This is a genomic window from Pseudomonas sp. NFACC25, assembly GCF_900100935.1.
Classification (GTDB): domain Bacteria; phylum Pseudomonadota; class Gammaproteobacteria; order Pseudomonadales; family Pseudomonadaceae; genus Aquipseudomonas; species Aquipseudomonas marginalis.
In genome coordinates this window covers 132539-155556 of sequence record NZ_FMUC01000002.1, presented here as the reverse complement: position 1 = coordinate 155556, position 23018 = coordinate 132539, and the positions used below count along the sequence as shown (strand labels likewise).

Annotated in this window: 20 protein-coding genes; 10 read left to right on the top strand and 10 right to left on the bottom strand. The window is 62.2% G+C overall.

Annotation, left to right across the window (positions count from 1 at the left end; all coding sequences use genetic code 11):
• Positions 1-46: 46 nt before the first annotated feature.
• On the bottom strand, positions 47-994 hold the full coding sequence (locus tag BLQ09_RS04790; RefSeq protein WP_027606017.1) for a choline ABC transporter substrate-binding protein: 948 nt from the start codon (positions 992-994) through the stop codon (positions 47-49).
• Positions 995-1409: 415 nt separating this feature from the next.
• Here BLQ09_RS04790 and BLQ09_RS04785 point away from each other — a divergent pair, with 415 nt between their 5' ends.
• On the top strand, positions 1410-2786 hold the full coding sequence (locus BLQ09_RS04785) for an L-serine ammonia-lyase (protein WP_092355621.1): 1377 nt from the start codon (positions 1410-1412) through the stop codon (positions 2784-2786).
• Between the two features lie 537 nt (positions 2787-3323).
• Positions 3324-4427, top strand: a complete 1104-nt coding sequence (locus BLQ09_RS04780) for a choline metabolism transcriptional regulator GbdR (RefSeq protein WP_027606015.1) — start codon at positions 3324-3326, stop codon at positions 4425-4427.
• Positions 4428-4532: 105 nt separating this feature from the next.
• Here the strand turns inward: BLQ09_RS04780 and BLQ09_RS04775 are convergent, their stop codons facing one another.
• The 6 genes from BLQ09_RS04775 to BLQ09_RS04745 all read right to left on the bottom strand — a co-directional run bounded on the left by BLQ09_RS04775 (position 4533) and on the right by BLQ09_RS04745 (position 9644).
• On the bottom strand, positions 4533-4796 hold the full coding sequence (locus tag BLQ09_RS04775; RefSeq protein WP_027606014.1) for a hypothetical protein: 264 nt from the start codon (positions 4794-4796) through the stop codon (positions 4533-4535).
• 246 nt (positions 4797-5042) lie between these two features.
• On the bottom strand, positions 5043-6203 hold the full coding sequence (locus tag BLQ09_RS04765) for a gamma-butyrobetaine dioxygenase (protein ID WP_092355618.1): 1161 nt from the start codon (positions 6201-6203) through the stop codon (positions 5043-5045).
• Positions 6204-6212: 9 nt separating this feature from the next.
• On the bottom strand, positions 6213-6689 hold the full coding sequence (locus BLQ09_RS04760) for a thioesterase family protein (RefSeq protein WP_027606011.1): 477 nt from the start codon (positions 6687-6689) through the stop codon (positions 6213-6215).
• Positions 6690-6702: 13 nt separating this feature from the next.
• Positions 6703-7668, bottom strand: a complete 966-nt coding sequence (locus tag BLQ09_RS04755; RefSeq protein WP_027606010.1) for an L-carnitine dehydrogenase — start codon at positions 7666-7668, stop codon at positions 6703-6705.
• A 70-nt stretch (positions 7669-7738) separates the two neighbouring features.
• Positions 7739-8626 (bottom strand): 3-dehydrocarnitine:acetyl-CoA trimethylamine transferase CdhC, encoded by an 888-nt coding sequence (locus tag BLQ09_RS04750; protein WP_027606009.1) that lies wholly within the window; start codon positions 8624-8626, stop codon positions 7739-7741.
• Positions 8627-8699: 73 nt separating this feature from the next.
• Positions 8700-9644 carry a choline ABC transporter substrate-binding protein gene (locus BLQ09_RS04745; RefSeq protein WP_065947495.1) on the bottom strand — a complete coding sequence of 315 codons (945 nt, stop codon included), beginning with the start codon at positions 9642-9644 and terminating at the stop codon, positions 8700-8702.
• Between the two features lie 193 nt (positions 9645-9837).
• On the opposite strand from BLQ09_RS04745, the gene BLQ09_RS04740 reads away from it, so the two are divergent.
• Together BLQ09_RS04740 and BLQ09_RS04735 are read left to right on the top strand one after the other, a co-directional pair.
• Complete coding sequence (locus tag BLQ09_RS04740; protein WP_027606007.1) at positions 9838-10782, top strand: GlxA family transcriptional regulator; 945 nt, start codon at positions 9838-9840, stop codon at positions 10780-10782.
• A 68-nt stretch (positions 10783-10850) separates the two neighbouring features.
• Positions 10851-12029, top strand: coding sequence for an AAA family ATPase (locus BLQ09_RS04735; protein ID WP_027606006.1), 1179 nt, complete (start codon positions 10851-10853; stop codon positions 12027-12029).
• A 119-nt stretch (positions 12030-12148) separates the two neighbouring features.
• Here BLQ09_RS04735 and BLQ09_RS04730 read toward each other — a convergent pair whose 3' ends face one another.
• Both BLQ09_RS04730 and BLQ09_RS04725 read right to left on the bottom strand, forming a co-directional pair.
• The gene (locus BLQ09_RS04730; protein ID WP_027606005.1) at positions 12149-12565 is read right to left on the bottom strand and encodes a DUF3010 family protein; all 417 of its coding nucleotides are present in this window, start codon (positions 12563-12565) and stop codon (positions 12149-12151) included.
• Between the two features lie 40 nt (positions 12566-12605).
• The gene (locus BLQ09_RS04725) at positions 12606-13007 is read right to left on the bottom strand and encodes a lysozyme inhibitor LprI family protein (RefSeq protein WP_027606004.1); all 402 of its coding nucleotides are present in this window, start codon (positions 13005-13007) and stop codon (positions 12606-12608) included.
• 221 nt (positions 13008-13228) lie between these two features.
• On the opposite strand from BLQ09_RS04725, the gene BLQ09_RS04720 reads away from it, so the two are divergent.
• The 6 genes from BLQ09_RS04720 to BLQ09_RS04695 all read left to right on the top strand — a co-directional run bounded on the left by BLQ09_RS04720 (position 13229) and on the right by BLQ09_RS04695 (position 20966).
• The gene (locus BLQ09_RS04720; protein ID WP_010207105.1) at positions 13229-14206 is read left to right on the top strand and encodes a dipeptidase; all 978 of its coding nucleotides are present in this window, start codon (positions 13229-13231) and stop codon (positions 14204-14206) included.
• 52 nt (positions 14207-14258) lie between these two features.
• Positions 14259-14789, top strand: coding sequence for a DUF5943 domain-containing protein (locus BLQ09_RS04715; protein ID WP_027606002.1), 531 nt, complete (start codon positions 14259-14261; stop codon positions 14787-14789).
• 15 nt (positions 14790-14804) lie between these two features.
• A complete protein-coding gene (gene dgcA, locus BLQ09_RS04710; RefSeq protein WP_027606001.1) occupies positions 14805-16865 on the top strand; it encodes a dimethylglycine demethylation protein DgcA in 2061 nt (686 codons plus the stop codon).
• Between the two features lie 156 nt (positions 16866-17021).
• The gene (gene dgcB, locus BLQ09_RS04705; RefSeq protein WP_027606000.1) at positions 17022-18965 is read left to right on the top strand and encodes a dimethylglycine demethylation protein DgcB; all 1944 of its coding nucleotides are present in this window, start codon (positions 17022-17024) and stop codon (positions 18963-18965) included.
• Complete coding sequence (locus BLQ09_RS04700; protein WP_092355610.1) at positions 18965-20185, top strand: electron transfer flavoprotein subunit alpha; 1221 nt, start codon at positions 18965-18967, stop codon at positions 20183-20185. The genes dgcB and BLQ09_RS04700 overlap by 1 nt, the downstream gene beginning before the upstream one ends.
• A gap of 10 nt (positions 20186-20195) precedes the next feature.
• A complete protein-coding gene (locus tag BLQ09_RS04695; RefSeq protein ID WP_092355607.1) occupies positions 20196-20966 on the top strand; it encodes an electron transfer flavoprotein subunit beta in 771 nt (256 codons plus the stop codon).
• Positions 20967-21085: 119 nt separating this feature from the next.
• On the opposite strand, the gene BLQ09_RS04690 is transcribed toward BLQ09_RS04695, so the two are convergent.
• Entirely contained in the window at positions 21086-23011 is a 1926-nt protein-coding gene (locus BLQ09_RS04690) for a secretin N-terminal domain-containing protein (RefSeq protein ID WP_092355604.1), read from the bottom strand.
• Positions 23012-23018: the final 7 nt, after the last annotated feature.

The window sequence follows — 23018 nt, the reverse complement described above, 5'->3', positions numbered from 1 at the left end:
GAGGGAAAACATCCCGGGGCAGCGCACCGCCCCGGGGTCAGCGGGATTACTTGGCGAGATACGCTTTGACGGCCTCCAGGCCTGGTTTGCCATCGACGGTATTGACTCCGGCGAGCCAGGTGTCGAGGACTTGCGGGTTCTTTTTCAGCCAGGCCTTGGCGGCGGCATCGGGCTTCATCTTGTCGTCCAGGACGTTACCCATCAGGGTGCTTTCCATGTTCAAGGTGAACACCAGGTTTTTCAGCAACTGACCGACGTTGCTGCATTCCTCGGTGTAGCCCTTGCGGGTGTTGGTGTAGATGGTGGCCTGGCCGTAGTTGGGGCCGAACGAATCGTCACCTCCGGTCAGGTACTTCATCTTGAAGCGGGTGTTCATCGGGTGCGGTTCCCAGCCGAGGAACACGATGGCCTGGTCACGCTTGGTGGCGCGCTCAACCTGGGAAAGCATCCCGGCTTCGCTGGATTCGACCACTTTGAAACCGGCGGTCTTGAGGCCGAAGGCGTCTTTGTCGATCAGCGTCTGGATGGTGCGGTTGCCGTCGTTACCCGGCTCGATGCCGTAGATCTTGCCGCCCAGCTCATCCTTGAATTTGGCGATATCGGCGAAGTCTTTCAGGCCCTTGTTGTACAGCGCCTCGGGTACCGCCAGGGTGTACTTGGCGTTTTCCAGGTTGGCGCGCACGGTTTCCACGGTGCCGGCATCACGGTACTGCTTGATGTCGTTTTCCATGGTCGGCATCCAGTTGCCGAGGAACACGTCCATGTTCTTGCCGTCGGCCAGGGACTTGTAGGTCACAGGAACGGAAATCATCGTGGTCTTGGTCTTGTAGCCCAGGCCCTTGAGGATTTCGCTGGTGGTCGCGGTCGTGACGGTGATGTCGGTCCAGCCGACATCGGAGAAGTTGACGGTCTTGCACTGTTCCGGTTCTGCGGCGTGCGCCATGACTGGCAGACTCAGCATGGCGGCCAACAACAACGAGGGTGAACCTTTCATCTGGGTAGACTCCTGTGTTTTTTCTGGCGGCATTCGCCGCGCTTTATAAGTGTTGCGGTTGGAGCGTGCGGCAACAGCTCTGCCACGGTGCCTTGCAAACGAGTCGAGACTGATCATGTACCAGTGAAAATCTGACGCCTACAGGGGGCGTCGTATCCAGTACAGGGAGGGTCGTATCCAGTGTCGGTGACGTCGCTTACAGGTTTTTCCCAAGGTAAAACCGCTGTTTTTGCCCATCTGCACCGCTAAAAACGGCTGAAACAGGCGATCGCACGGGAGCGACGCTGGTGAGCATGGGTGCGTCGGTGTGAGACGCCGTGAGCGACAGCAAAAGCTTGATGATGCCGCCATCTGGGCGATCTGAGCGTAGCACCTCGTTCAAGCCTGGCCGTGCTTATCGAGGAGTTCTACCGCAATGGCTATCAGTGTTTTCGACCTGTTCAAGATCGGCATCGGGCCTTCCAGTTCTCACACCGTCGGCCCCATGCGCGCCGCGGCGTTGTTCGTCCAGGGGTTACGTGAACGTGAACTGTTGGAACAAGTCAGGCGTGTCGAAGTTCAGCTGTACGGTTCGCTGTCCGCCACCGGCATCGGCCACGGCAGCGACACCGCCACCATCATGGGCTTGATGAGCGAGTGGCCGGACGCGATCGATCCGTCGCAGATCGGCCTGCGCATCCACACCCTGCGCGAAACCGACACATTGCTGCTCGACGGGCGTTTGCCCGTGCCGTTCGTGTGGGCCCGGGACATGCGCCTGCTCGACGAAAACCTGCCGTTCCACCCCAACGCCATGACCCTGCTGGTGTACGGCGATGAAGGCGAGCTGCACCGCGACACCTACTACTCAGTGGGCGGTGGTTTCGTGGTGGATGAATCCCAGGCGCAGAGCGGCGTGGCAGACATGGACCGCACCGAGTTGCCCTATGATTTCTCCAGCGCGGTGGAACTGCTGCACTTGTGCAAGACCCACAACCTGCGCGTTGCCGAGTTGATGCTGGCCAATGAAAAAGTCTGGCGCTCCGAAGACGAAATCCGCAGTGGTCTGATGAAACTCTGGCGCGCTATGCAGGCGTGCGTGGAGGAGGGCCTCAAGCACGAAGGCATCCTGCCCGGCGGCCTCAATGTGCGCCGTCGCGCCGCCAAGTTGCACCGCAGTCTGCAGGAGTTGAACAAGCCCAATGTGATCGGCTCGACCTTGAGTGCGATGGAGTGGGTCAACCTGTTCGCCCTGGCGGTGAATGAAGAAAACGCCGCCGGTGGACGCATGGTCACGGCGCCCACCAACGGTGCGGCGGGGATCATTCCGGCGGTGCTGCACTACTTCATGAAGTTCAGCGACGAAGTCACCGAAGCCAACGTGGTCGACTACCTGCTCAGTGCGGCGGCGGTGGGGATCCTGTGCAAGAAGAACGCCTCGATCTCCGGCGCCGAAGTCGGTTGCCAGGGTGAAGTGGGTTCGGCCTGCGCCATGGCCGCTGCCGGGCTGGCGGAGATCCTCGGCGCAACCCCGGAGCAACTGTGCAACGCCGCCGAGATCGGCCTTGAGCACAACCTCGGCCTGACCTGCGACCCGGTGGGCGGGCTGGTGCAAGTGCCGTGCATCGAGCGCAATGCGATTGCCGCGGTGAAGGCGATCAACGCGGCGCAGATGGCCCTGCGCGGTGATGGCCAGCACTTTATCTCCCTGGACCGCGTGATCCGCACCATGCGCGATACCGGGGCGGATATGCATGACAAGTACAAGGAGACGTCCCGGGGCGGGTTGGCGGTCAGTGCGGTGGAGTGCTGATTAGCTTGTTGTGATGAACAGGGCCTTTGTGGTGAGCGGGCTTGCCCCGCGCTGGGTAAAGGCACCACATAGTTTCAGATAAAACCCGGTCGCCTGATTTTGGGGCGGCTTCGCCACCCAGCGCGGGGCGAGCCCGCTCACTACAAGTGAACACTCCAACCAAAATCGCCACCTTTTAGCGCGTCGCAAACAGATAAGTAGCTTCCAAACGATTTTCCCCTCGACCACCCGTCACCTGTGCGTGCGGTGACAGACTTTTCCTACGCGCTGAAAGCGCCTTCCCACAAGTGATACCGAACTGCTCACACACCTTGAGCAGGGCCGCTCCGACGTCTATTTCAGCCATATCCCGTACTCCTCGCGTGGGCTTATTTAGACGCGTCATCAGGTCGTTTTCAGGATTTGTTGAATGGCCATTCAAATTTAGGCATGGCATTTGCTCTACCAATTCAAAGCCTCTCGCCTTGCCGGATGAAGAGCGCAATAACAAGAGCCTCGCCTGAGGCCATCACCCGCTTTGTGTGAGGAGATACCGCGATGACGTCGTTCAACTCAGGGGCCCAACCCCAGAACCGTGCGCCTCAATCCATCGGCTTTTTGCTGCTGGACAATTTCACGCTGATTTCCCTGGCGTCGGCCGTGGAACCGCTGCGCATGGCCAACCAGCTGTCCGGCCGCGAGCTGTATCGCTGGACAACCCTGAGTGTCGACGGCAACCAGGTATGGGCCAGCGACGGTCTGCAGATCACCCCCGATGCCTCCATGCACAAAGCCCCGGTCCTGGACACTGTGATTGTGTGCGGCGGCGTGGGTATCCAGCGTACCGTGACCCGTGAGCATGTGTCGTGGCTGCAAAGCCAGGCGCGCCAGTCCCGTCGCCTTGGCGCGGTGTGCACCGGCAGCTGGGCCCTGGCCTGTGCCGGTCTGCTCGACGGCTTCGATTGCAGCGTGCACTGGGAATGCCTGGCGTCGATGCAGGAAGCCTTCCCGCGCGTGTCGATGAGCACCCGTTTGTTCACCCTCGACCGCAACCGCTTCACCAGTTCGGGCGGCACCGCGCCGCTGGACATGATGCTGCACCTGATCAGCCGCGACCACGGCCGCGAACTGTCGGCGGCTATCTCCGAGATGTTCGTGTACGAGCGCATCCGCAACGAACAGGATCACCAGCGTGTGCCGCTCAAGCACATGCTGGGCACCAACCAGCCGAAGCTGCAGGAAATCGTCGCGCTGATGGAAGCCAACCTCGAAGAGCCGATCGACCTCGACGAACTGGCGGTGTACGTCGCCGTGTCGCGTCGCCAGCTGGAGCGGCTGTTCCAGAAATACCTGCACTGCTCGCCGTCGCGCTATTACCTCAAGCTGCGCCTGATTCGCGCGCGGCAGTTGCTCAAGCAAACGCCGATGTCGATCATCGAAGTGGCCTCGGTGTGCGGGTTTGTCTCCACGCCACACTTCTCCAAGTGCTACCGCGAATACTTCGGCATTCCGCCACGGGATGAGCGCGTAGGCTCCAACACCACCCAGCAGGTGGCGATGATGCCGATTCCGCAGGCGCTGGTGTTGTCACCGCTGTCGGGACCGATGGCGGCGCTGAGCCAGGCGCGCAATGAGTCGACGTTTGCGAGCGTACGGCTCTAAACCGAGTTGACTGCATCGGGGGCAAGCCCCCTCCCACACTTGACCGAGTTGTCATGACGAACATGGCCAGATGTGGGAGGGGGCTTGCCCCCTGATAGCGGTCTGTCAGGCGCCGGAGTTCTGCTTGAACTGCATCAGCGCTGGTAACAACTGCTTGTCGATCGCCTGGCGCACCGCCGGCAAAATCGTCGCACTGCCGGTGTACATCTGCTCAACCATACCCTTGAGGGCCTTGGCCCGCGCTTCGCTCAAACCGCGTACCGCGCACTCGCAAGCCTGTTCGGCGCTGGCGCCGCTGGACACCTCGAAACCCAGGGAGCGCAGTTGGCTCAGCAGGTCATCCTGGTCAATCAAATCCGCATGCATCATGACGTTTATCCTGGTGAAGGGAGCGGGGATCGACTTGGATTCTGGTAGGCCCCCGGCCGGTCGGCAAGGGCAGAATGCACGAATGGCTCAGATGGCTATGAGCGTGTCGTTTTCGGGCCATTTACCCACTGAAGTAATAGGCACACTGTCCATCAGCAAGCAGCTTGAAGGTTTGGTCACCCTCGGGATGTACGGCTCACACAAGGCACTCTGCCCCGATCCAGTCACGGCTGGACCGGGGCTTTTTTAGCGCTGCAGCACCAGGATTCGTGAAAGCAGTTCGTCCCGGTCGATATAGCAACCCTGAAAGTGCCGCGCCCCGGAGGTGGGATCAAACGCATTGCGCGCATGCAACGTGCGGCGGTTATCGAAGCACCACAGCTCGCCCGGGTCCAGGCGCTTGACCAGCCGAAAGCGCGCCTCGCGCGTCATCGCGATAAAGCGTCGATAAGCCCGATACAGCAACGGCATCTGCGCCACCGACGTCTCGAACGGCCCACGCAAGAAGTTGGCCATGCGAATCTCTGCCACATCCCCCAAGGCGTCCAATGCGATGATCGGCGCGAGGCGACGATAGTCGCTGTGGCGGTCTTTGTTGCGAAACTCCACGGGTATTTCACACAAGGCACGAAACGCTTCGGGATCTTCCTCGCGCAGGGCATTGGCGATGGCAAACCCATCGACAAAAATACTTTCGCCCCCGTCGGCATCGTTGACCAGGCAATGCAGGAATTGCAGCCCCGGTTGCAGCTCCCGGGTCGGCAAATCACTGTGCAAGGGCAGGTTGAAAGCGGTGTAGGCATTGCTGTCGGCATCGGCCTTGGATTGCACGTTGAACAGCACGCCGAAATTGCTCTCGCGGATAAATGAAATACGCTGGGCGACACGCGCCAGGGAGCCGGGTTCGGTGGGTACGCCGCGCATTTGCGTCAGGCCCGCGTCACGCAAGGCCAGCAGCCATTGCAGCAGCGCCGCAGGGTCTTGCATGACCGTCGCGTAGTCGAATATAGGCAGTTCGAAGGTGTTGTCCCAGAGCCGCGATTTTGCTTTCGCCGCCCGGCGTTCGGCGCGGGATTCATCGTCGTAGGCATGGGCCCGCAGCCAGCCGGGATCGTACCGGCTGCGATGACCGCCGTGCCATTCCACGCTGAGGAGGCCCTGGTCGATACGCACGCTGATGGCGCCGAGGTTTTCATCCACATCGACAATTTCCAGCACTTGCTCGCGGGTCACGCTGTACACGCATTGCGTGCACGGGCAGTTGTCCCGCAGCCACTGATGGTGAAACGGGCTGACCCGACCATCGGCCCATATCACGCGAACCTGATCGTCCAGCACCTGTGCATCGGCGAGGTCGCAGAGTTTCGGGTAAGTACGGAAATCGGCAACAGCGGCGGCGGTTTGCATGATGGCTCCTTATTTTTTCGGGGGCAGTCCAATCACTCGGCCGAGGAGGGCGGGCCTTGGCAGGTCGGCTTGCTCAGCGCTGATCGCAATGAGTTTCTCCAATGTCGCCTCGGCAAACGGAGCCGAATGCGGACCGGCCAGGTCGACGTGCAGCAGCATCTGTTCGTTGCCGGCCAGTTCTTTCTCATCGCCCACTAAATGCAGGCTGTGATAAAGATGCAGGCGCTTGGCATCGTGGGCGATCAGTTGCGTGTGCACCTCCACTTCGGCACCGAGTTTCACTTCGTGCAGGTAGTTCAGGTGCAGTTCCAGGGTGAACAGCGAATGGCCGCTGGCTTCGCGGTTTTCGCTGTCCAGGCCGAGGGTGTCCATCAGCGCGTCGGTGGCGTAGCTGAAGATCAGCAGGTAGAACGCGTCGCGCAGGTGGCCGTTGTAGTCCACCCAGTCGGCAAGGACTGGGGTGGTGTAGGTGGTCAGTGCAGGCATGGTGAGGGTTCCGTTATTCGGCGAAGGTCATGCCGTGCTTGGCTTTGGTGGTTTTCACCGCTTCCAGCACCGCCAGCAGGCAATCATCACGATAGCGTTCCAGCGCCGAAATGCTGTGTTTGCCCAGCTGGTCGCTGGTGCCATCGACCACATCGTCGATCAACTTGTCGGTCAGCTCCGGAGCCGGCAGGTAGGTCCACGGCAATTGCAACGCCGGGCCGAACTGCGCCATGAAGTGGCGCATGCCCGCATCGCCACCCGCCAGGGTGTAGGTGAGGAAGGTGCCCATGAACGACCAGCGCAGGCCGGCGCCAAAGCGGATGGCATCGTCGATCTCGCCAGTGGTGGCCACGCCGTCATTGACCAGGTGCAACGCCTCGCGCCACAGGGCTTCGAGCAAGCGGTCGGCGATAAACCCGGGGACCTCCTTGCGCACATGCAGCGGGCGCATGCCGAGGGATTCATACACCTTGATCGCGGCCTGGATCGCTTCCGGCGCGGTGTGCTTGCCGCCGACCACTTCCACCAGCGGCAGCAGATAGACCGGGTTGAACGGATGGCCGACCACACAGCGTTCCGGATGGGTCGAGCCCTCGTAGAACTCACTCGGCAACAGCCCCGAGGTACTTGAACCGATCAATGCATCGGGCTTGGCCGCGGCGCTGATCCTGCTGTGCAATTCCAGCTTCAGTTCCAGGCGTTCCGGGGCGCTTTCCTGGATGAAGTCGGCGTCTTTCACGCATTCTTCGATGGTGGCCACAAAGCGCAGGCGGTCTTGGGATGCGCCGGGTGCCAGGCCCTGTTTTTCCAGGGCGCCCCAGGCATTGGAGACGCGCTTGCGCAGCGCCGCTTCGGCACCCGGCGCCGGGTCCCAGGCCACCACATCCAGGCCGTGGGCCAGGGCACGGGACACCCAGCCGCTGCCGATGACACCGCTGCCCAGGGCGGCGAAGGTTTTGATCTCAGTGATAAAGCGCATGGCAAATTCCTAAAGCGTTCGGTGGTTCCCTGTGGGAGGGGGCAAGCTCCTCCCACATTTTTTGATTCGGTTAGCCGCGTTTGGTCAGGCCCATCTTGATGCGACCCTCCGCCGGGGTCATGACCCGCGCGCCCAGGCGACTGAGGATTTCGCCGGCGCGTTCCACCAGTTGACCGTTGGTGGCAAGTACGCCTTTGTCCAGCCACAGGTTGTCCTCCAGGCCGACCCGCACGTTGCCGCCCAGCAGCACCGCTTGCGCGGCCATGGGCATTTGCATGCGGCCGATCCCGAACCCGGCCCACACCGCATCGGCCGGCAGGTTGTCGACCATGGCCTTCATGGTGGTGGTGTCGGCCGGCGCGCCCCATGGGATGCCCAGGCACAGTTGGAACAGCGGGTTGTCGAGCAGGCCTTCCTTGATCATCTGCTTGGCGAACCACAGGTGGCCGGTGTCGAAGATCTCCAGCTCGGCCTTCACGCCCAGTTCCTGGATGCGCTTGGCGCCCGCCCGCAACTGCGCCGGGGTGGAGACGTAAATCGTGTCGCCGTCACCGAAGTTCAGGGTGCCGCAGTCCAGGGTGCAGATTTCCGGCAGCAGCTCTTCCACATGGGCCAGGCGGGTCAGCGGGCCGACCAGGTCGGTATTGGGACCGAACTCCATCGGGTGCTCGCCGCCGCCGATCTCGAGGTCGCCGCCCATGCCGGCGGTGAGGTTGACGATGATGTCGATGTCGGCCTCACGGATGCGCTCCATCACCTCGCGGTACAGGGCGACGTCGCGGCTGAACTTGCCGGTCTCGGGGTCGCGCACATGGCAGTGCACCACGGTGGCGCCCGCCTTGGCGGCTTCCACCGCAGCGGCGGCGATTTGCTTGGGGGTGACCGGCACGTGTGGGCTTCTGGCGGTCGTGTCGCCAGCACCGGTGAGTGCGCAGGTGATGATGACGTCGTGGTTCATGGGGCGGTTCCTTACGGGCGTAGTGGTGCCGTTCGCAGCCAGGAGCGGCTGCGACACGGTGGTTCAAATCAGGTTATTTGCTGGTGAGTTGCAGGTTGGCTGCAGCCGGTTTGCCGTCGAAGGTGGTCACGCCTTCGAGCCAGCGCGCCTGGTCCTGGGGGTGATCCTTGAGCCACTGCCTGGCGGACTCGAGGGCATCCTTGTGATCCAGCAACGGCTGCATCATCCGGCTCTCGTCGGCGGCGGTGAAGGTCAGGTTGGTCAGCAGCTTGTGCACGTTGGGGCACTGTTCGGCGTAGGTCGGCGCGGTCACGGTCCAGACGGTGGCCATGCCTTCGTTCGGGCCCAGGGCGTCGTCGCTGCCGGTGAGGTAGGTCATCGCGATATTGACGTTCATCGGGTGCGGCGCCCAGCCGAAGAACACCACGGCTTCCTTGCGGCGTACCGCACGGTCCACGGCGGCAAGCATGCCGGCTTCGCTGGATTCCACCAGTTGGAACTTGCCCAGGCCGAACTGGTTCTTGGCGATCATCGCCTTGATCTGGGTGTTGGCCCCCGAGCCCGGCTCGATGCCGTAGATCTTGCCGCCCAGCTCCTTCTCGAATTTGGCGATGTCGGCAAAGGTCTTCAGGCCTTTGTCCGCCAGGTAAGTCGGCACCGCGAGGGTCGCGCGGGCGTCTTCCAGGCTGGGTTTGTCGAGGACTTTGACCTGCTTGGCGTCGACGAACGGCGTGATGGTCTGGGTCATCAGCGGGTTCCAGTAGCCGAGGAACAGGTCCAGGCGCTGGTCACGGATACCGGCGAAGATGATTTGCTGGGAGGCGCTGGTTTGTTTGGTCTTGTAGCCGAGGCCGTCGAGCAGCACTTGGGTCATGGCGCTGGTGGCGATGACGTCGGTCCAGTTCACCACGCCCATGCGCACGTTCTGGCAGGATGCCGCGTCGGCAGCCCATACGTTCGTGCTCAAGATGGCGCTGGCGCTGAGTGCAAGCACGCAGCGGCGAATCAGTCGGTTCATGGTGGATCCCTCGGCAGGTCGTTATTGTGGGGGCCGGCGTCTTTGTGCGCCGTGAGGCCAAGTTACGTAGCTTTGGAGGCGACAAAACGCACGGCGGCGACCAGCTCTTGCACTGCAGCGACCTGCCCCCTTGAATCCACCCGAGAACGGGAGTATCACAGTGCCACGCTGCCCGTCCTACGAGAGCGCCACCATGTCCCAGGATTTCTACTTTCTGCTGATGCCGGGGTTCTCGGCCATCGGTTTTATTTCTGCACTGGAACCTTTACGCGTGGCCAACCGCTTTCGTGGCGAGTTGTACCGCTGGCATGTGCTGAGCGCCGATGGCGGCGCGGTGCTGGCGAGCAATGGCATGTCGGTCAACGCCGACGCCGCGCTGGAACCGCTGAAAAAGGGTGCGACGCTGTTGGTGGTGGCCGGCTTCGAACCGCTGCAGTTCGCCACGCCGGCGCTGGAGCACTGGCTGCGCCGTCTGGACCATGACGGCGTGACCCTCGGCGCCATCGACACCGGCGCCTGCGTGCTCGCCGAAGCCGGCCTGCTCGACGGTCATCGCCTGACCCTGCACTGGGAAGCCATCGATGCCTTCAAGGAGTCGTACCCGCACCTGAGCGTGACCCAGGAACTGTTCGAAATCGACCGCCGCCGCATCACCTGCGCCGGCGGCACCGCCTCCATCGACCTGATGCTCGACCTGATCGCCCAGGCCCACGGCGCCGACCTGGCGATCCAGGTCTCCGAACAGTTCGTACTCGGCCGCATCCGCCCGCGCAAGGACCACCAGCGCATGCAGATCGCCACGCGCTACGGCATCAACAACAAGAAGCTGGTGCAAGTGATCGGCGAGATGGAGCAGCACACCGAACCGCCCCTGAGCACCTTGGCGTTGGCCGACGCGATCAAAGTTACCCGGCGCCAGTTGGAGCGTCTGTTTCGCCTGCATTTGAACGATACCCCGAGCAACTTCTACCTTGGCCTGCGCCTGGAAAAAGCCCGGCAGCTGCTGCGCCAGAGCGATATGAGCGTGCTGGAGGTGAGCATTGCCTGCGGGTTCGAGTCGCCGTCGTATTTCACCCGGAGTTATCGGGCGAGGTTTGCCAAGTGTCCGAGGGAGGATCGGCGACGGGAGGTGGTTTGACGGGCAATTATAGTGAATTATACTCATCACTATAATTTATAGTTGTTTTCATAATTGAGTATAAATCCATGTCCAAGCACAGCGGCTTCGTGTTCCGTCGCCCCGCCCTGGCAAGCAGTATTGCCGATGGCCTGGTGGGCGCCGGTATTCAGGATTTCACCTCTGGCCTGTTCCTCGCGGCGCCCCGTCGCACCGGCAAAAGCACTTTCCTGCGCGAAGACCTGATTCCGGAATGTCAGCTCCGGGGCTGGCTGGCGGTGTATGTGGATCTCTGGGCTGACAAGGAGAAAGATCCTGCGGAGTTGATTGCCAGTGCTATTGCGGCTGCCCTGGTTCCCTATGAAAAGGGCATCCGCAAACTGGCCAAGAATATTGGCATCGAGAAACTGAGCTTTCTGCGGACGCTCTCCTGGGACTTTACCCAGCCACAATTGCCTGTCGGTGCGACGCTGACCCAAGCCCTGGAATTGCTCCACAGTGCTGCAGAAAAACCCGTTGTGCTGGTGATTGACGAAGCGCAGCACGCCTTGACCACCGAGTCGGGTATCAATGCGATGTTCGCGTTGAAGGCTGCCCGGGATCAGCTCAACCAGGGCCGTGACGAAGAGGGCAGCGGCTTGCGCCTGGTGTTTACCGGTTCCAATCGCGACAAACTCGCCCATTTGGTATTGGGTAAAAGCCAGCCGTTCTTCGGTTCCAGCATCACGCCGTTTCCGCTGCTGGGTAAAGAGTTCACCCAAGCCTACACTGTGCACCTCAACGCGCACCTGGCCGAGACCAACCAGTTCAACGCGGCTGATATTGATGAGGCGTTTGAGCTGGTAGGCCGGCGTCCCGAGATGTTGCGCACGATCATCGGTGAAGTCGCGTTGGAACTGGGCGAGGCGAGCAATCTGGGCCAATTGCTGCACAGTCGCGCCGAACTGCTGCGCGCGGGTGTATGGACCGAGTTCGAAAGCGCCTGGAACGCCCTGACCATCCCGCAGCGCGCCGTGCTGGAGGTGATGGTGGAGCGCTCCCAGAACAACGAACCCTTCGCGCCCTTCACCGACAGCACCCTCACGGCTGTCAGCAAGGCGCTGGAAGCCATGGGCAGTGACGTGGTGCCGGGTACCCAGACCGTCCAGGCCTGCATCGATGCCTTGCGCGACAAGGAGTTGGTGTGGAAGTCGGGCCGCGGTGGTTATGCCCTGGAAGACAAGTCGTTCGGGGATTGGCTGCGGCACAAGCGCCATACACCCCACTGAAAACACCCCACATCTAATGTGGGGGCTTGCTCCCGATGACGGACTGTCAGTTGATACAGCTTTGGCTGACTCACCGCTATCGGGGGCAAGCCCCCTCCCACATAGGATTGTGGTGTAGCTTACTTCTTCAGCAGTGCCGAACACGCCGCCTTGAAGGCCTCATGCTGATATTTGTTCAACGTCGCCGGCAGTTCAAAGTTGTGCTTCTTGTTCTGCGCATTGATGGTCTGCGGCGACAGCAACGTCACCTCAACCCCCTCCAGCAATTGAAACACCCCTTCAATCTTGAACGTGGTCGGGCCACCGGCGAATTCGCCTTTTTTGCTGCGCTTCTTGATCGCGATGCGAGTGACGGCGTTGGCCTGCACGAAGGCCTTCACCTGGGCGGCAAAGGCTTTGACGTTGGCCGCTTCATCATCGTCTTCAAGGGCGATTTTCTTGGTAGCCAGGGCGACGTGGCCCAGCGCCTGGTTGTCCAGGGAGGCGACAGCGATGATGGCTTCGCTGCCTTTGATTTCGATGCCACAGATAGTCATGAAGGGCCTTGGTTCAAAGAGAAAGTGGCGGGATTGTCGCTTATTCCTGCCCAATCGACTCCAAAAACTCCGACCGCTCATCACTCATCCGCGCCAGGCAGTCATTTTGCGCAATCGCATAGGCTTTGGTGCCGGTCACTGCCGGGAAGGTGTCCACCGCGCAGTCGGCGTCACGCAGTTTTTCCCATTTCTGCTGGGCATCCTTCAGACGAGCGGTAATGTCGGCGAGCTTGGTCTTGTCGCTGCCATAGGTGGAATGCATGCGTTCCAGCAGGCCTTGATAATTATCCTTGAGCAATTGCTCGGCAGTGGTTTTGTTATAGGTGGCGCATTCCAGGGTTTGCTTGTCGTTTTCGATGCCATCGCACGGCGTGCTGTCGGTGTCTTCGGCCGCGTGGACGCCGGTTGCGATGAGTGCCAAAGCCAGGAAAATCGATTTCATTGCGCCGTCTCATATCAGGTGATGCGGGAATTCTGGCTCAAGCGTAAGACAAATAACAGCCGCCAGTCAGACCACTCATAACAGCCTTTGTCGTGGATTGACGCTTTCGGCAATTCCCCTGTCGTTTTTGCACCCGGCTCGGTCGGCCCCTGGGCATATGCTGGCCCCAAAGCGCCGGCAGACGATTCGGCGCATGAATCGCCAAAATAAGGGGACGCCTGATGAGCCCAGCCGAATTGCACGCCGACAGCATCGTTATCGACGGGCTGATCATTGCCAAGTGGAACCGCGACCTGTTCGAGGACATGCGCAAAGGTGGCCTCACCGCCGCGAACTGCACCGTGTCGGTGTGGGAAGGGTTCCAGGCCACGATCAACAACATCGTCGCCAGCCAGACCCTGATCCGCGAGAACAGCGACCTGGTGATCCCGGTGAAAACCACCGCCGACATCCGCAAGGCCAAGGAACAGGGCAAGACCGGCATCATCTTCGGCTTCCAGAACGCCCATGCATTTGAAGACCAGCTCGGGTATGTGGAGATCTTCAAGCAGCTCGGCGTCGGTGTGGTGCAGATGTGCTACAACACCCAGAACCTGGTCGGCACCGGTTGCTACGAGCGCGACGGCGGCCTGTCGGGCTTCGGGCGCGAGATCGTCGCCGAGATGAACCGCGTCGGCATCATGTGCGACCTGTCCCACGTCGGCTCCAAGACTAGCGAAGAAGTCATCCTCGAATCGAAAAAACCGGTGTGCTACTCCCACTGCCTGCCGTCCGGCCTTAAAGAACACCCGCGCAACAAGTCCGATGAAGAACTGAAGTTCATCGCCGACCATGGCGGTTTTGTCGGCGTGACCATGTTCGCGCCGTTCCTGGCCAAGGGCATCGATTCGACCATCGACGACTACGCCGAAGCCATCGAATACACCATGAATATCGTCGGCGAGGACGCCATCGGCATCGGCACCGACTTCACCCAGGGCCATGGCCAGGATTTCTTTGAAATGCTGACCCATGACAAGGGCTACGCCCGCCGCCTGACCAGCTTCGGCAAGATCATCAACCCGCTGGGCATCCGCACCGTCGGCGAGTTCCCCAACCTGACAGAGACCCTGCTCAAGCGCGGCCACCCCGAGCGTGTGGTGCGCAAGATCATGGGCGAGAACTGGGTCAACGTCTTGAAGGACGTTTGGGGCGAATAAGCCAAGCACCCACGGGCAACATCACAACGAATTTTTCTGGAGTTAAGTTTCCATGGCCAAGATCGCCCCGCAATTGCCTATTGAAGTCGACAGCGAAACCGGTGTCTGGACGTCCGACGCCCTGCCGATGCTGTACGTGCCGCGTCATTTCTTCGTCAACAACCACATGGGCATCGAAGAAGTGCTGGGCGCCGAGGCCTACGCCGAGATCCTCTACAAGGCCGGCTACAAATCCGCCTGGCACTGGTGCGAGAAAGAAGCTGAATGCCATGGCCTGGAAGGCGTCGCGGTGTTCGAGCACTACATGAAGCGCCTGTCGCAACGCGGCTGGGGCCTGTTCAAGATCCAGGACATCGACCTGGATAAAGGCACCGCCAGCGTCAAGCTCGAACACTCGGCCTTCGTCTATGTGTACGGCAAGGTCGGGCGCAAGGTCGACTACATGTTCACCGGCTGGTTTGCCGGCGCCATGGACCAGATTCTGCAAGCCCGTGGCAGCCAGATCCGCACCGTGGCCGAACAAGTCTACGGAGGCTCCGAAGAGGGCCACGATGACGGCTTGTTCACCGTCAAGCCGTTGTAAGCCGAGGACCGTGCCATGGCTTTCGAAGCAATGTTCCAGCCGATCCAGATCGGCAAACTGACCATCCGCAACCGCGTGCTCAGTACCGCCCACGCCGAGGTGTATGCCACCGACGGCGGCATGACCACCGACCGTTATGTGAAGTACTACGAAGAGAAAGCCAAGGGCGGTATCGGCCTGGCGATCTGCGGCGGTTCCTCGGTGGTCGCCATCGACAGCCCCCAGGAATGGTGGAGCTCGGTGAACCTGTCCACCGACCGCATCATCCCGCACTTCCAGAACCTGGCGGATGCCATGCACAAGCATGGCGCCAAGATCATGATCCAGATTACCCACATGGGCCGTCGCTCCCGTTGGGATGGCTTTAACTGGCCGACCCTGATGTCGCCGTCCGGCGTGCGCGAGCCGGTGCACCGTGCCACCTGCAAGACCATCGAGCCGGAAGAAATCTGGCGCGTGATCGGCAACTACGCCCAGGCCGCGCGGCGTGCCAAGGCCGGTGGCCTGGACGGTGTGGAACTGTCCGCCGTGCACCAGCACATGATCGACCAGTTCTGGAGCCCACGGGTCAACAAGCGTACCGACGAGTGGGGCGGCACCTTCGAAGGCCGCATGAAGTTCGGCCTCGAAGTGTTGAAGGCCGTGCGTGCCGAAGTCGGTGACGACTTCTGCGTGGGCATGCGCCTGTGCGGTGACGAGTTCCATCCGGACGGCCTGTCCCACGAGGACATGAAGCAGATCGCCAAGTATTACGACGACACCGGCATGCTCGATTTCATCGGCGTGGTGGGCTCGGGTTGCGACACCCACAACACCCTGGCCAACGTGATCCCCAACATGAGCTATCCGCCGGAGCCGTTCCTGCACCTGGCGGCCGGTATCAAGGAAGTGGTCAAGGTCCCGGTGCTGCACGCACAGAACATCAAGGACCCGAACCAGGCCACGCGCATCCTCGAAGGCGGCTATGTGGACATGGTCGGCATGACCCGTGCGCACATCGCCGACCCGCACCTGATCGCCAAGATCAAGATGGGCCAGATCGACCAGATCAAACAGTGCGTCGGCGCCAACTATTGCATCGACCGCCAGTACCAGGGCCTGGATGTGCTGTGCATCCAGAACGCCGCGACGTCCCGTGAGTACATGGGCGTGCCGCATATCATCGAGAAGTCCACCGGGCCGAAACGCAAGGTGGTGGTGGTCGGTGCCGGCCCTGCCGGGATGGAAGCCGCGCGGGTGGCCGCCGAACGTGGCCACGACGTGACCCTGTTCGAGAAGAAAGAATTTATCGGCGGGCAAATCACCACCGCCTCCAAGGCGCCGCAACGCGACCAGATCGCCGGTATCACCCGCTGGTTCCAGCTGGAGCTGGCGCGTTTGAAAGTCGACCTGCGCCTGGGCGTGGCCGCCGATGCCGAGACCATCCTGGACCTGCGTCCGGACGTGGTGGTGCTGGCGGTCGGCGGGCATCCGTTTATCGAACAGAACGAACACTGGGGTGCCGCCGAAGGCCTGGTGGTGAGCAGCTGGGACGTGCTCGACGGCAAGGTCGCACCGGGCAAGAATGTATTGGTGTACGACACCATTTGCGAATTCACCGGCATGTCGGTGGCGGACTTCCTGGCCGACAAAGGCTGCCAGGTGGAAATCGTCACCGATGACATCAAGCCGGGCGTAGCCATCGGCGGTACGTCGTTCCCGACCTACTACCGCAGCATGTACCCCAAGGAAGTGATCATGACCGGCGACATGATGCTGGAAAAGGTCTACCGCGAGGGCGACAAGCTGGTGGCGGTGCTGGAGAACGAATACACCGGCGCCAAAGAGGAGCGGGTAGTGGACCAGGTGGTGGTGGAAAACGGCGTGCGTCCGGACGAAGCCATTTACTACGGGCTCAAGGAAGGTTCGCGCAACAAGGGCCAGATCGACGTCGAAGCCCTGTTCGCGATCAAGCCGCAGCCGTGCCTGAGCGAGACGGGCGAGGGGTACTTGCTGTTCCGCATCGGTGACTGTGTGGCGCAGCGCAATACCCACGCTGCCATCTACGACGCCCTGCGCCTGTGCAAAGACTTTTGATGAGGTGAACGCGGTCAAATGTGGGAGGGGGCTTGCCCCCGATAGCGGTGGTTCAGCGACAACTGTACCAACTGACAGTCCGCCATCGGGAGCAAGCCCCCTCCCACATTCGGGCCAGTTTCACAGTAGACCTGTGCGGTCTGTGGGAGCTTCACCATGTTGAACACCTTGCTGCCTATTCTCTTATTTACCGCCCTGGGCCTTGCCGTCCTCGGCGCCCTGCGCCGTGTGAACATGTGGCGCCGCGGCCGAGCCTCCAAGGTCGACCTGCTGGGCGGCCTGCTGGCCATGCCCAAGCGCTACATGGTCGACCTGCACCACGTGGTCGCCCGCGACAAATACATCGCCAACACCCACGTCGCCACGGCCCTGGGCTTTGTGCTGTCGGCGCTGCTGGCAATCCTGGTGCACGGCTTCGGCCTGCATAACCGTATCCTCGGCTACGCCTTGCTGCTGGCGTCAGTGTTGATGTTTGTCGGCGCCACCTTCGTTTACCTGCGGCGGCGCAATCCACCGTCGCGCCTGTCCAAGGGCCCGTGGATGCGCCTGCCGAAAAGCCTGATGGCGTTCTCGGTGAGTTTCTTCCTGGTGACGCTGCCGGTGGCGGGGATCCTGCCCGCCGACTTCGGTGGCTGGCTGCTGGCCGCGCTGCTGAGTGTGGGTGTGCTGTGGGGCGTGTCCGAGATGTTCTTCGGCATGACCTGGGGCGGCCCGATGAAACACGCCTTCGCCGGTGCCCTGCACCTGGCCTGGCACCGTCGCGCCGAACGCTTTGGCGGTGGTCGTTCCACTGGTTTGAAACCCCTGGACCTGAGCGACAAGAGCGCCCCCCTGGGCGTGGAAAAACCCAAGGATTTCACCTGGAACCAACTGCTCGGTTTCGACGCCTGCGTGCAGTGCGGCAAGTGCGAAGCGGCGTGCCCGGCCTTCGCCGCCGGCCAGCCGCTGAACCCGAAAAAGCTGATCCAGGACATGGTGGTCGGCCTGGCCGGCGGCACCGATGCCAAGTTCGCCGGCAGCCCTTATCCAGGTAAACCGATTGGCGAGCACAGCGGCAACCCGCACCAGCCGATCGTCAACGGCCTGGTGGACGCCGAGACCCTGTGGTCGTGCACCACCTGCCGCGCCTGCGTGGAAGAGTGCCCGATGATGATCGAGCACGTCGACGCCATCGTCGACATGCGCCGCTACCTCACCCTGGAAAAAGGCGCGACCCCGAACAAGGGCGCCGAAGTCCTGGAAAACCTGATCGCCACCGACAACCCCGGCGGCTTTGCGCCGGGCGGTCGCCTGAACTGGGCGGCGGATCTGAACCTGCCACTGCTCAGCGAAAAAGGCAGTGCCGACGTGGTGTTCTGGGTCGGCGACGGTGCCTTCGACATGCGCAACCAGCGCACCCTGCGCGCATTCGTTAAAGTACTGAAAGCGGCCAAGGTCGACTTCGCGGTGCTCGGCCTGGAAGAACGCGACAGCGGTGACGTGGCGCGACGCTTGGGCGATGAAGCGACGTTCCAGCTGCTGGCCTCGCGCAATATCCAGACGCTGGCCAAGTACAGCTTCAAGCGCATCGTCACCTGCGATCCCCACAGCTTCCATGTGCTGAAAAACGAATACGGCGCCTTCAACGGCAACTATCTTGTGCAGCACCACAGCACCTTCATGGCCGAGCTGATCGGCGAGGGCGCGCTGAACCTGGGCCAGCACAAAGGCAACAGCGTGACCTACCACGACCCGTGCTACCTGGGCCGCTACAACGGCGAATACGAGGCGCCGCGCCAAGTGCTGCGGGCGCTGGGCATCGAGGTCAAGGAGATGCAGCGCTCGGGCTTCCGTTCCCGCTGCTGCGGCGGCGGTGGCGGCGCGCCGATTACCGACATCCCCGGCAAGCAACGTATCCCCGATATGCGCATGGAAGACATCCGCGAGACCGGCGCCGAACTGGTAGCGGTCGGTTGCCCGCAATGCACGGCGATGCTCGAAGGTGTGGTTGAACCGCGCCCGTTGATCAAGGACATCGCCGAGCTGGTGGCCGATGCATTGCTGGAAGACGTCGCACCGGCCAAAGCTCCCAACAAGCGTGAACCTGCGGAGGTGCACTGATGAGCGACATTATCCGCCGCGACCCACGGGCCGAATGGATCGCCCGCAACCGCCTGCACCCGCTGCATGCGGCGATGCAGCCGCTGCAACACAGTTGGATGGGGCCTAACGGCGTCATCCGCAAGAACGTGCATGGTGTCGGTTTTATCGGCCCCAACGGCATCAAGCGCATCGACCGCAGCGGTGCCCAGCAGGGCGGTGCGGCCAAGCGTACGGCGGCGATTGAAGTGCAGTTGCCGCTGCATCAGGTGCCTGCGCCTGCGTTCTACATCAACGTAGTGCCGGACATGGTCGGTGGCCGCTTGAGCAGCCACGACCGCGACCTGCTCGGCCTGGCGCGGCAACTCGCCGGCAACGACGGCGCGGTGCTGGTGGTGGTGTTTGGCGAACACAAGGAAAGCGCGTTTGCCACGGCCGGTGTCGATCGCCTGCTGGTGCTCGACGGCCACGAATTCGACGGTTATTCACCGGAGCAACGCGTGCAGGGTTTGCGCGCTGTGGATAACCAGTTCAACCCGCGCCACTGGTTGCTGCCCGACAGCCGCAGTGGTGGCGGCGAGTTGGGTCGGCGCTTTGCCGCCAGCCTCAAGGAACGCCCGGCCACTCGCGTCTGGCAGATCAAGGGCGATGAGTGCATCGGCCGCGCCGGTGCGGGCCGGGAAGACTTGGCGCGGCCGCTGCCACGCCTGATTCTGGCCGCCGCCGAATGCGCCGATCCGGTCAGCGACACACGCCATGAGGTGCTGCCCGTGGAGTTATCCACAAGCCTGGCGCGCAGCCTGCCGCGTATCGAGGATCTCGGTGCGGTGGCGGTGGACCCGGCGGCGATTCCCATGGCCGAGGCCGAGTTTATTTTCTCCGGCGGCAACGGCGTGAAGGACTGGGCGCTGTTCCACCAGACCGCCGCGGCATTGGGGGCCACCGAAGGCGCCTCGCGGGTGGCGGTGGACGATGGATTCATGGCCCGTGATCGCCAGGTCGGCGCCAGCGGTACCTGGGTGACGGCGCGGGTGTATGTGGCCGTGGGGATTTCCGGGGCGATCCAGCACCTGCAAGGCATTGGCGCCTGCGACAAGGTGGTGGCGATCAACCTCGACCCGGGCTGCGACATGATCAAGCGTGCCGACCTGTCGGTGATCGGCGAAAGCGCCGCGATTCTGCAAGCCTTGATCGCTGCGGTCGAGGCCTACCGCAACGGCGCCAAGCGCGATGCGGCTTGAGGACATGACCATGACCACGAATGTAATCAGCCTGGTGTCCATCGGCGCCCACCCCACCTCCGGCCGGCCACGCCGCGCCGAACAGGATGCGCGCGCCGTCGAACTGGGTCTGCAGATGGCTGGGGATAAGTTGCAGGTGCTGCACGCCGGCAACATCGCCGAACCGACCCTGCGCAGCTACCTGGGCATGGGCCTGCCACAGTTGCACGTGCTGGAACAACCGGAGGGCAGCGATGCGTTGCCGGTGCTCGGCGAGTACCTGCGCCACGCCGGTGCCCAGGTGGTGCTTGCCGGCAGCCAGGCCGAAACCGGTGAAGGCTCGGGCATGTTGCCGTTCCTGTTGGCCGAGCAATTGGGCTGGCCGCTGATTGTCGGGCTGGCCGAGGTGGAGTCCATCGACGGCGGTGTGGCCCGTGTGCTGCAAGCCTTGCCCCGTGGGCAGCGCAGGCGCTTGAAGGTGCGCCTGCCATTCCTGGCGACGGTGGACAACGCCGCGCCCAAGCCTCGGCAGAGTGCCTACGGCCCGGCACAGCGCGGTGAGCTGGCGGCCCATGAGGTCGAGGTTGAAGACGATGAGTTATTCGCCAGCGCGCTGTTGCAACCGGCCAAGCCCCGGCCCAAGCGCCTCAAGGTGATCAAGGCCAAGAGCGGCGCCGACCGCATGAAAGCCGCCACCGCCAAGGCCAGTGGCGGCGGTGGGCAGGTGCTCAAGGGTGTGAGCGCCGAGGAAGGTGCCCAGGCAATCCTCAAGTTGCTCATAGAAGAAGGCGTCGTGCGCTAACCCACCAACACTGCAAAACAAATGTGGGAGGGGGCTTGCCCCCGATTGCAGTGTGTCAGTCTCAGTATCTTTAACTGAAGCACCGCTATCGGGGGCAAGCCCCCTCCCACATTGGATCTTCATTGGGGCGCAGGTTCGGGCGCAGGCTTGGGCACCAGATCCGGCAGCGGTGGCGGCAGGGGTTGCCAGGTGGCATCCGGCTGTTGCATCGGCGGTGGCAGCGCCGGCGTGGGGTCGCCGCCAATCGGCTTGAGGATCATTTTGTCGGTGGTGTCGCGCAGGATCATGCCCTGGGTCGAACTGCGCGCCTCGGTGCCGCTGTGGAAGGTACTGATCTGGGCAATCGGCAGGTCCAGGTTGCGTTCGATCCTCGGGGTCAGCAGCAGAATGATCTCAGTCTTCTGCTGGGTATTCTGGTTGGTGCCGAACAGCTTTTTGCCGATCCACGGGATCTGGCTCAACCACGGCAAACCCGAGCCCTCGTCGACGTCCGCCGTGCGGATCAGCCCCGAGACGATCTGGGTTTCATTGTTGCGCGCGGTCAGCAGGGTCTTGGTGGCCCGTGAGCCGAGTTCGAAGGTGGCCGGTACGTTTTCCGAGCCGGGAATACGCTTGGTGATATGGCTCATTTCCACGTTCAGCTCCAGGTTCACCTCATCGCTCAGGCTGATATTCGGCTTGACCGTGATCTGCAGCCCGACGTCCTGGTAGGACACCGACGAGGTGGTGATCTGGTTGGCGGTGGTGGTGGTCACCACGGGGATCTTGTCGCCGATGTTTACCTGGGCTTCTTCGCGGTTGCGCACCCGCACCCTGGGGTTGGCCAGGGTCACGGTGTTGCCGCTGCGTTGCAGCATATTGATGCGCGCCGAGGTACTGCCCGCGTCGAGCAGGATGTTGTCGCCATTGATCCCGCGCAATGCGCTGAGCGGGATGCCTGCCAGCCCGGCAGGCACGTTGGCCAGGTTGCCCACGGACAGGCCGATGCTCTCCGGGTACTGGATGCCCAGGTTCAACTCGTCGGTCAGGCTGACCTCCAGCACCTGGATGTCGATGGTCACTTCCGATTGTGCGATATCAATGGCTTCCACCAGTTTTTCCACCGCGCTCAGGGTGTCCAGTCCATCGCGCACGATCACCGCGTTCAGGCGTTCGTCCACCAGCACCTCCTTGGGCTTGAGCACCTGTTTGATCTCGGCGGCGATGACCTTGGGGTCGCCATGGCTGAGGTAGAAGGTGCGCACGGCCAACTCGCGGTATTCCCGTTCCTTGTCCGGGCGGCGGGGGTAAACCAGGATGGTGTTGGCGTTGAGGACCTTCTTGTCCAGCCCCTGGGTGGTCAGCAGCAGGTTCAGCGCGTCTTCGGCGGTGGTTCGGCTCGCGGTCATGCTCGCCGAGGCACTGGGATTGACGTCCTTGTCGATGACGAAGTTGACCCCCGACAGGCGCGCAATGGTCTCGAAAATCGTGGTCAGGCTTTGGGCGCTGAACTCCAGGCTCAGGGGTTTGCGCATGGCCTCGGAGAGGTCGGCGCTGAGGTAATCGGCGCTCACCAGTTCACGGGTCAGGGCATTGCGAAAGTCCAGGGCCTCTCGGTAGTTGGGCTTTTGCGCGATGATCCGGCGCACCAGGTTGAGGGCTTCCACCGGGTTGGAACGCTTCATTTCGTAGGCCTGGGCCAGTTGCGGGCGCAGTTGTTTCATCGCCTGGATGCTCTGGATTTCCTGGCGCGCGCCGAGGTTGCTGGGGTCGTATTTGAGGATGGTTTCCAGGGCGCGGATGGCAGCGGCATCGTCGCCACGCATCAGCGCGGTGCTGGCTTCGCGGCTGTATTGGGCCACCAGCAATTCCAGCTTGCTGAAGTTGGCGGTGCGCAGTTGCACATCGTCGGGGGCCTGTCTGGCTTCGGCTTGCAGCACTTCGACCGAACGGATGATGTCGCCCTTCTGGCGCAACTCGTCGCTCTCCTTGATCGCCCGTTGGGTCTGGCAGGCGCTGAGCAGGGCCACGGCCAGGCTCAAGGGTATCCACGTGCGTATGGCCATGATCGTG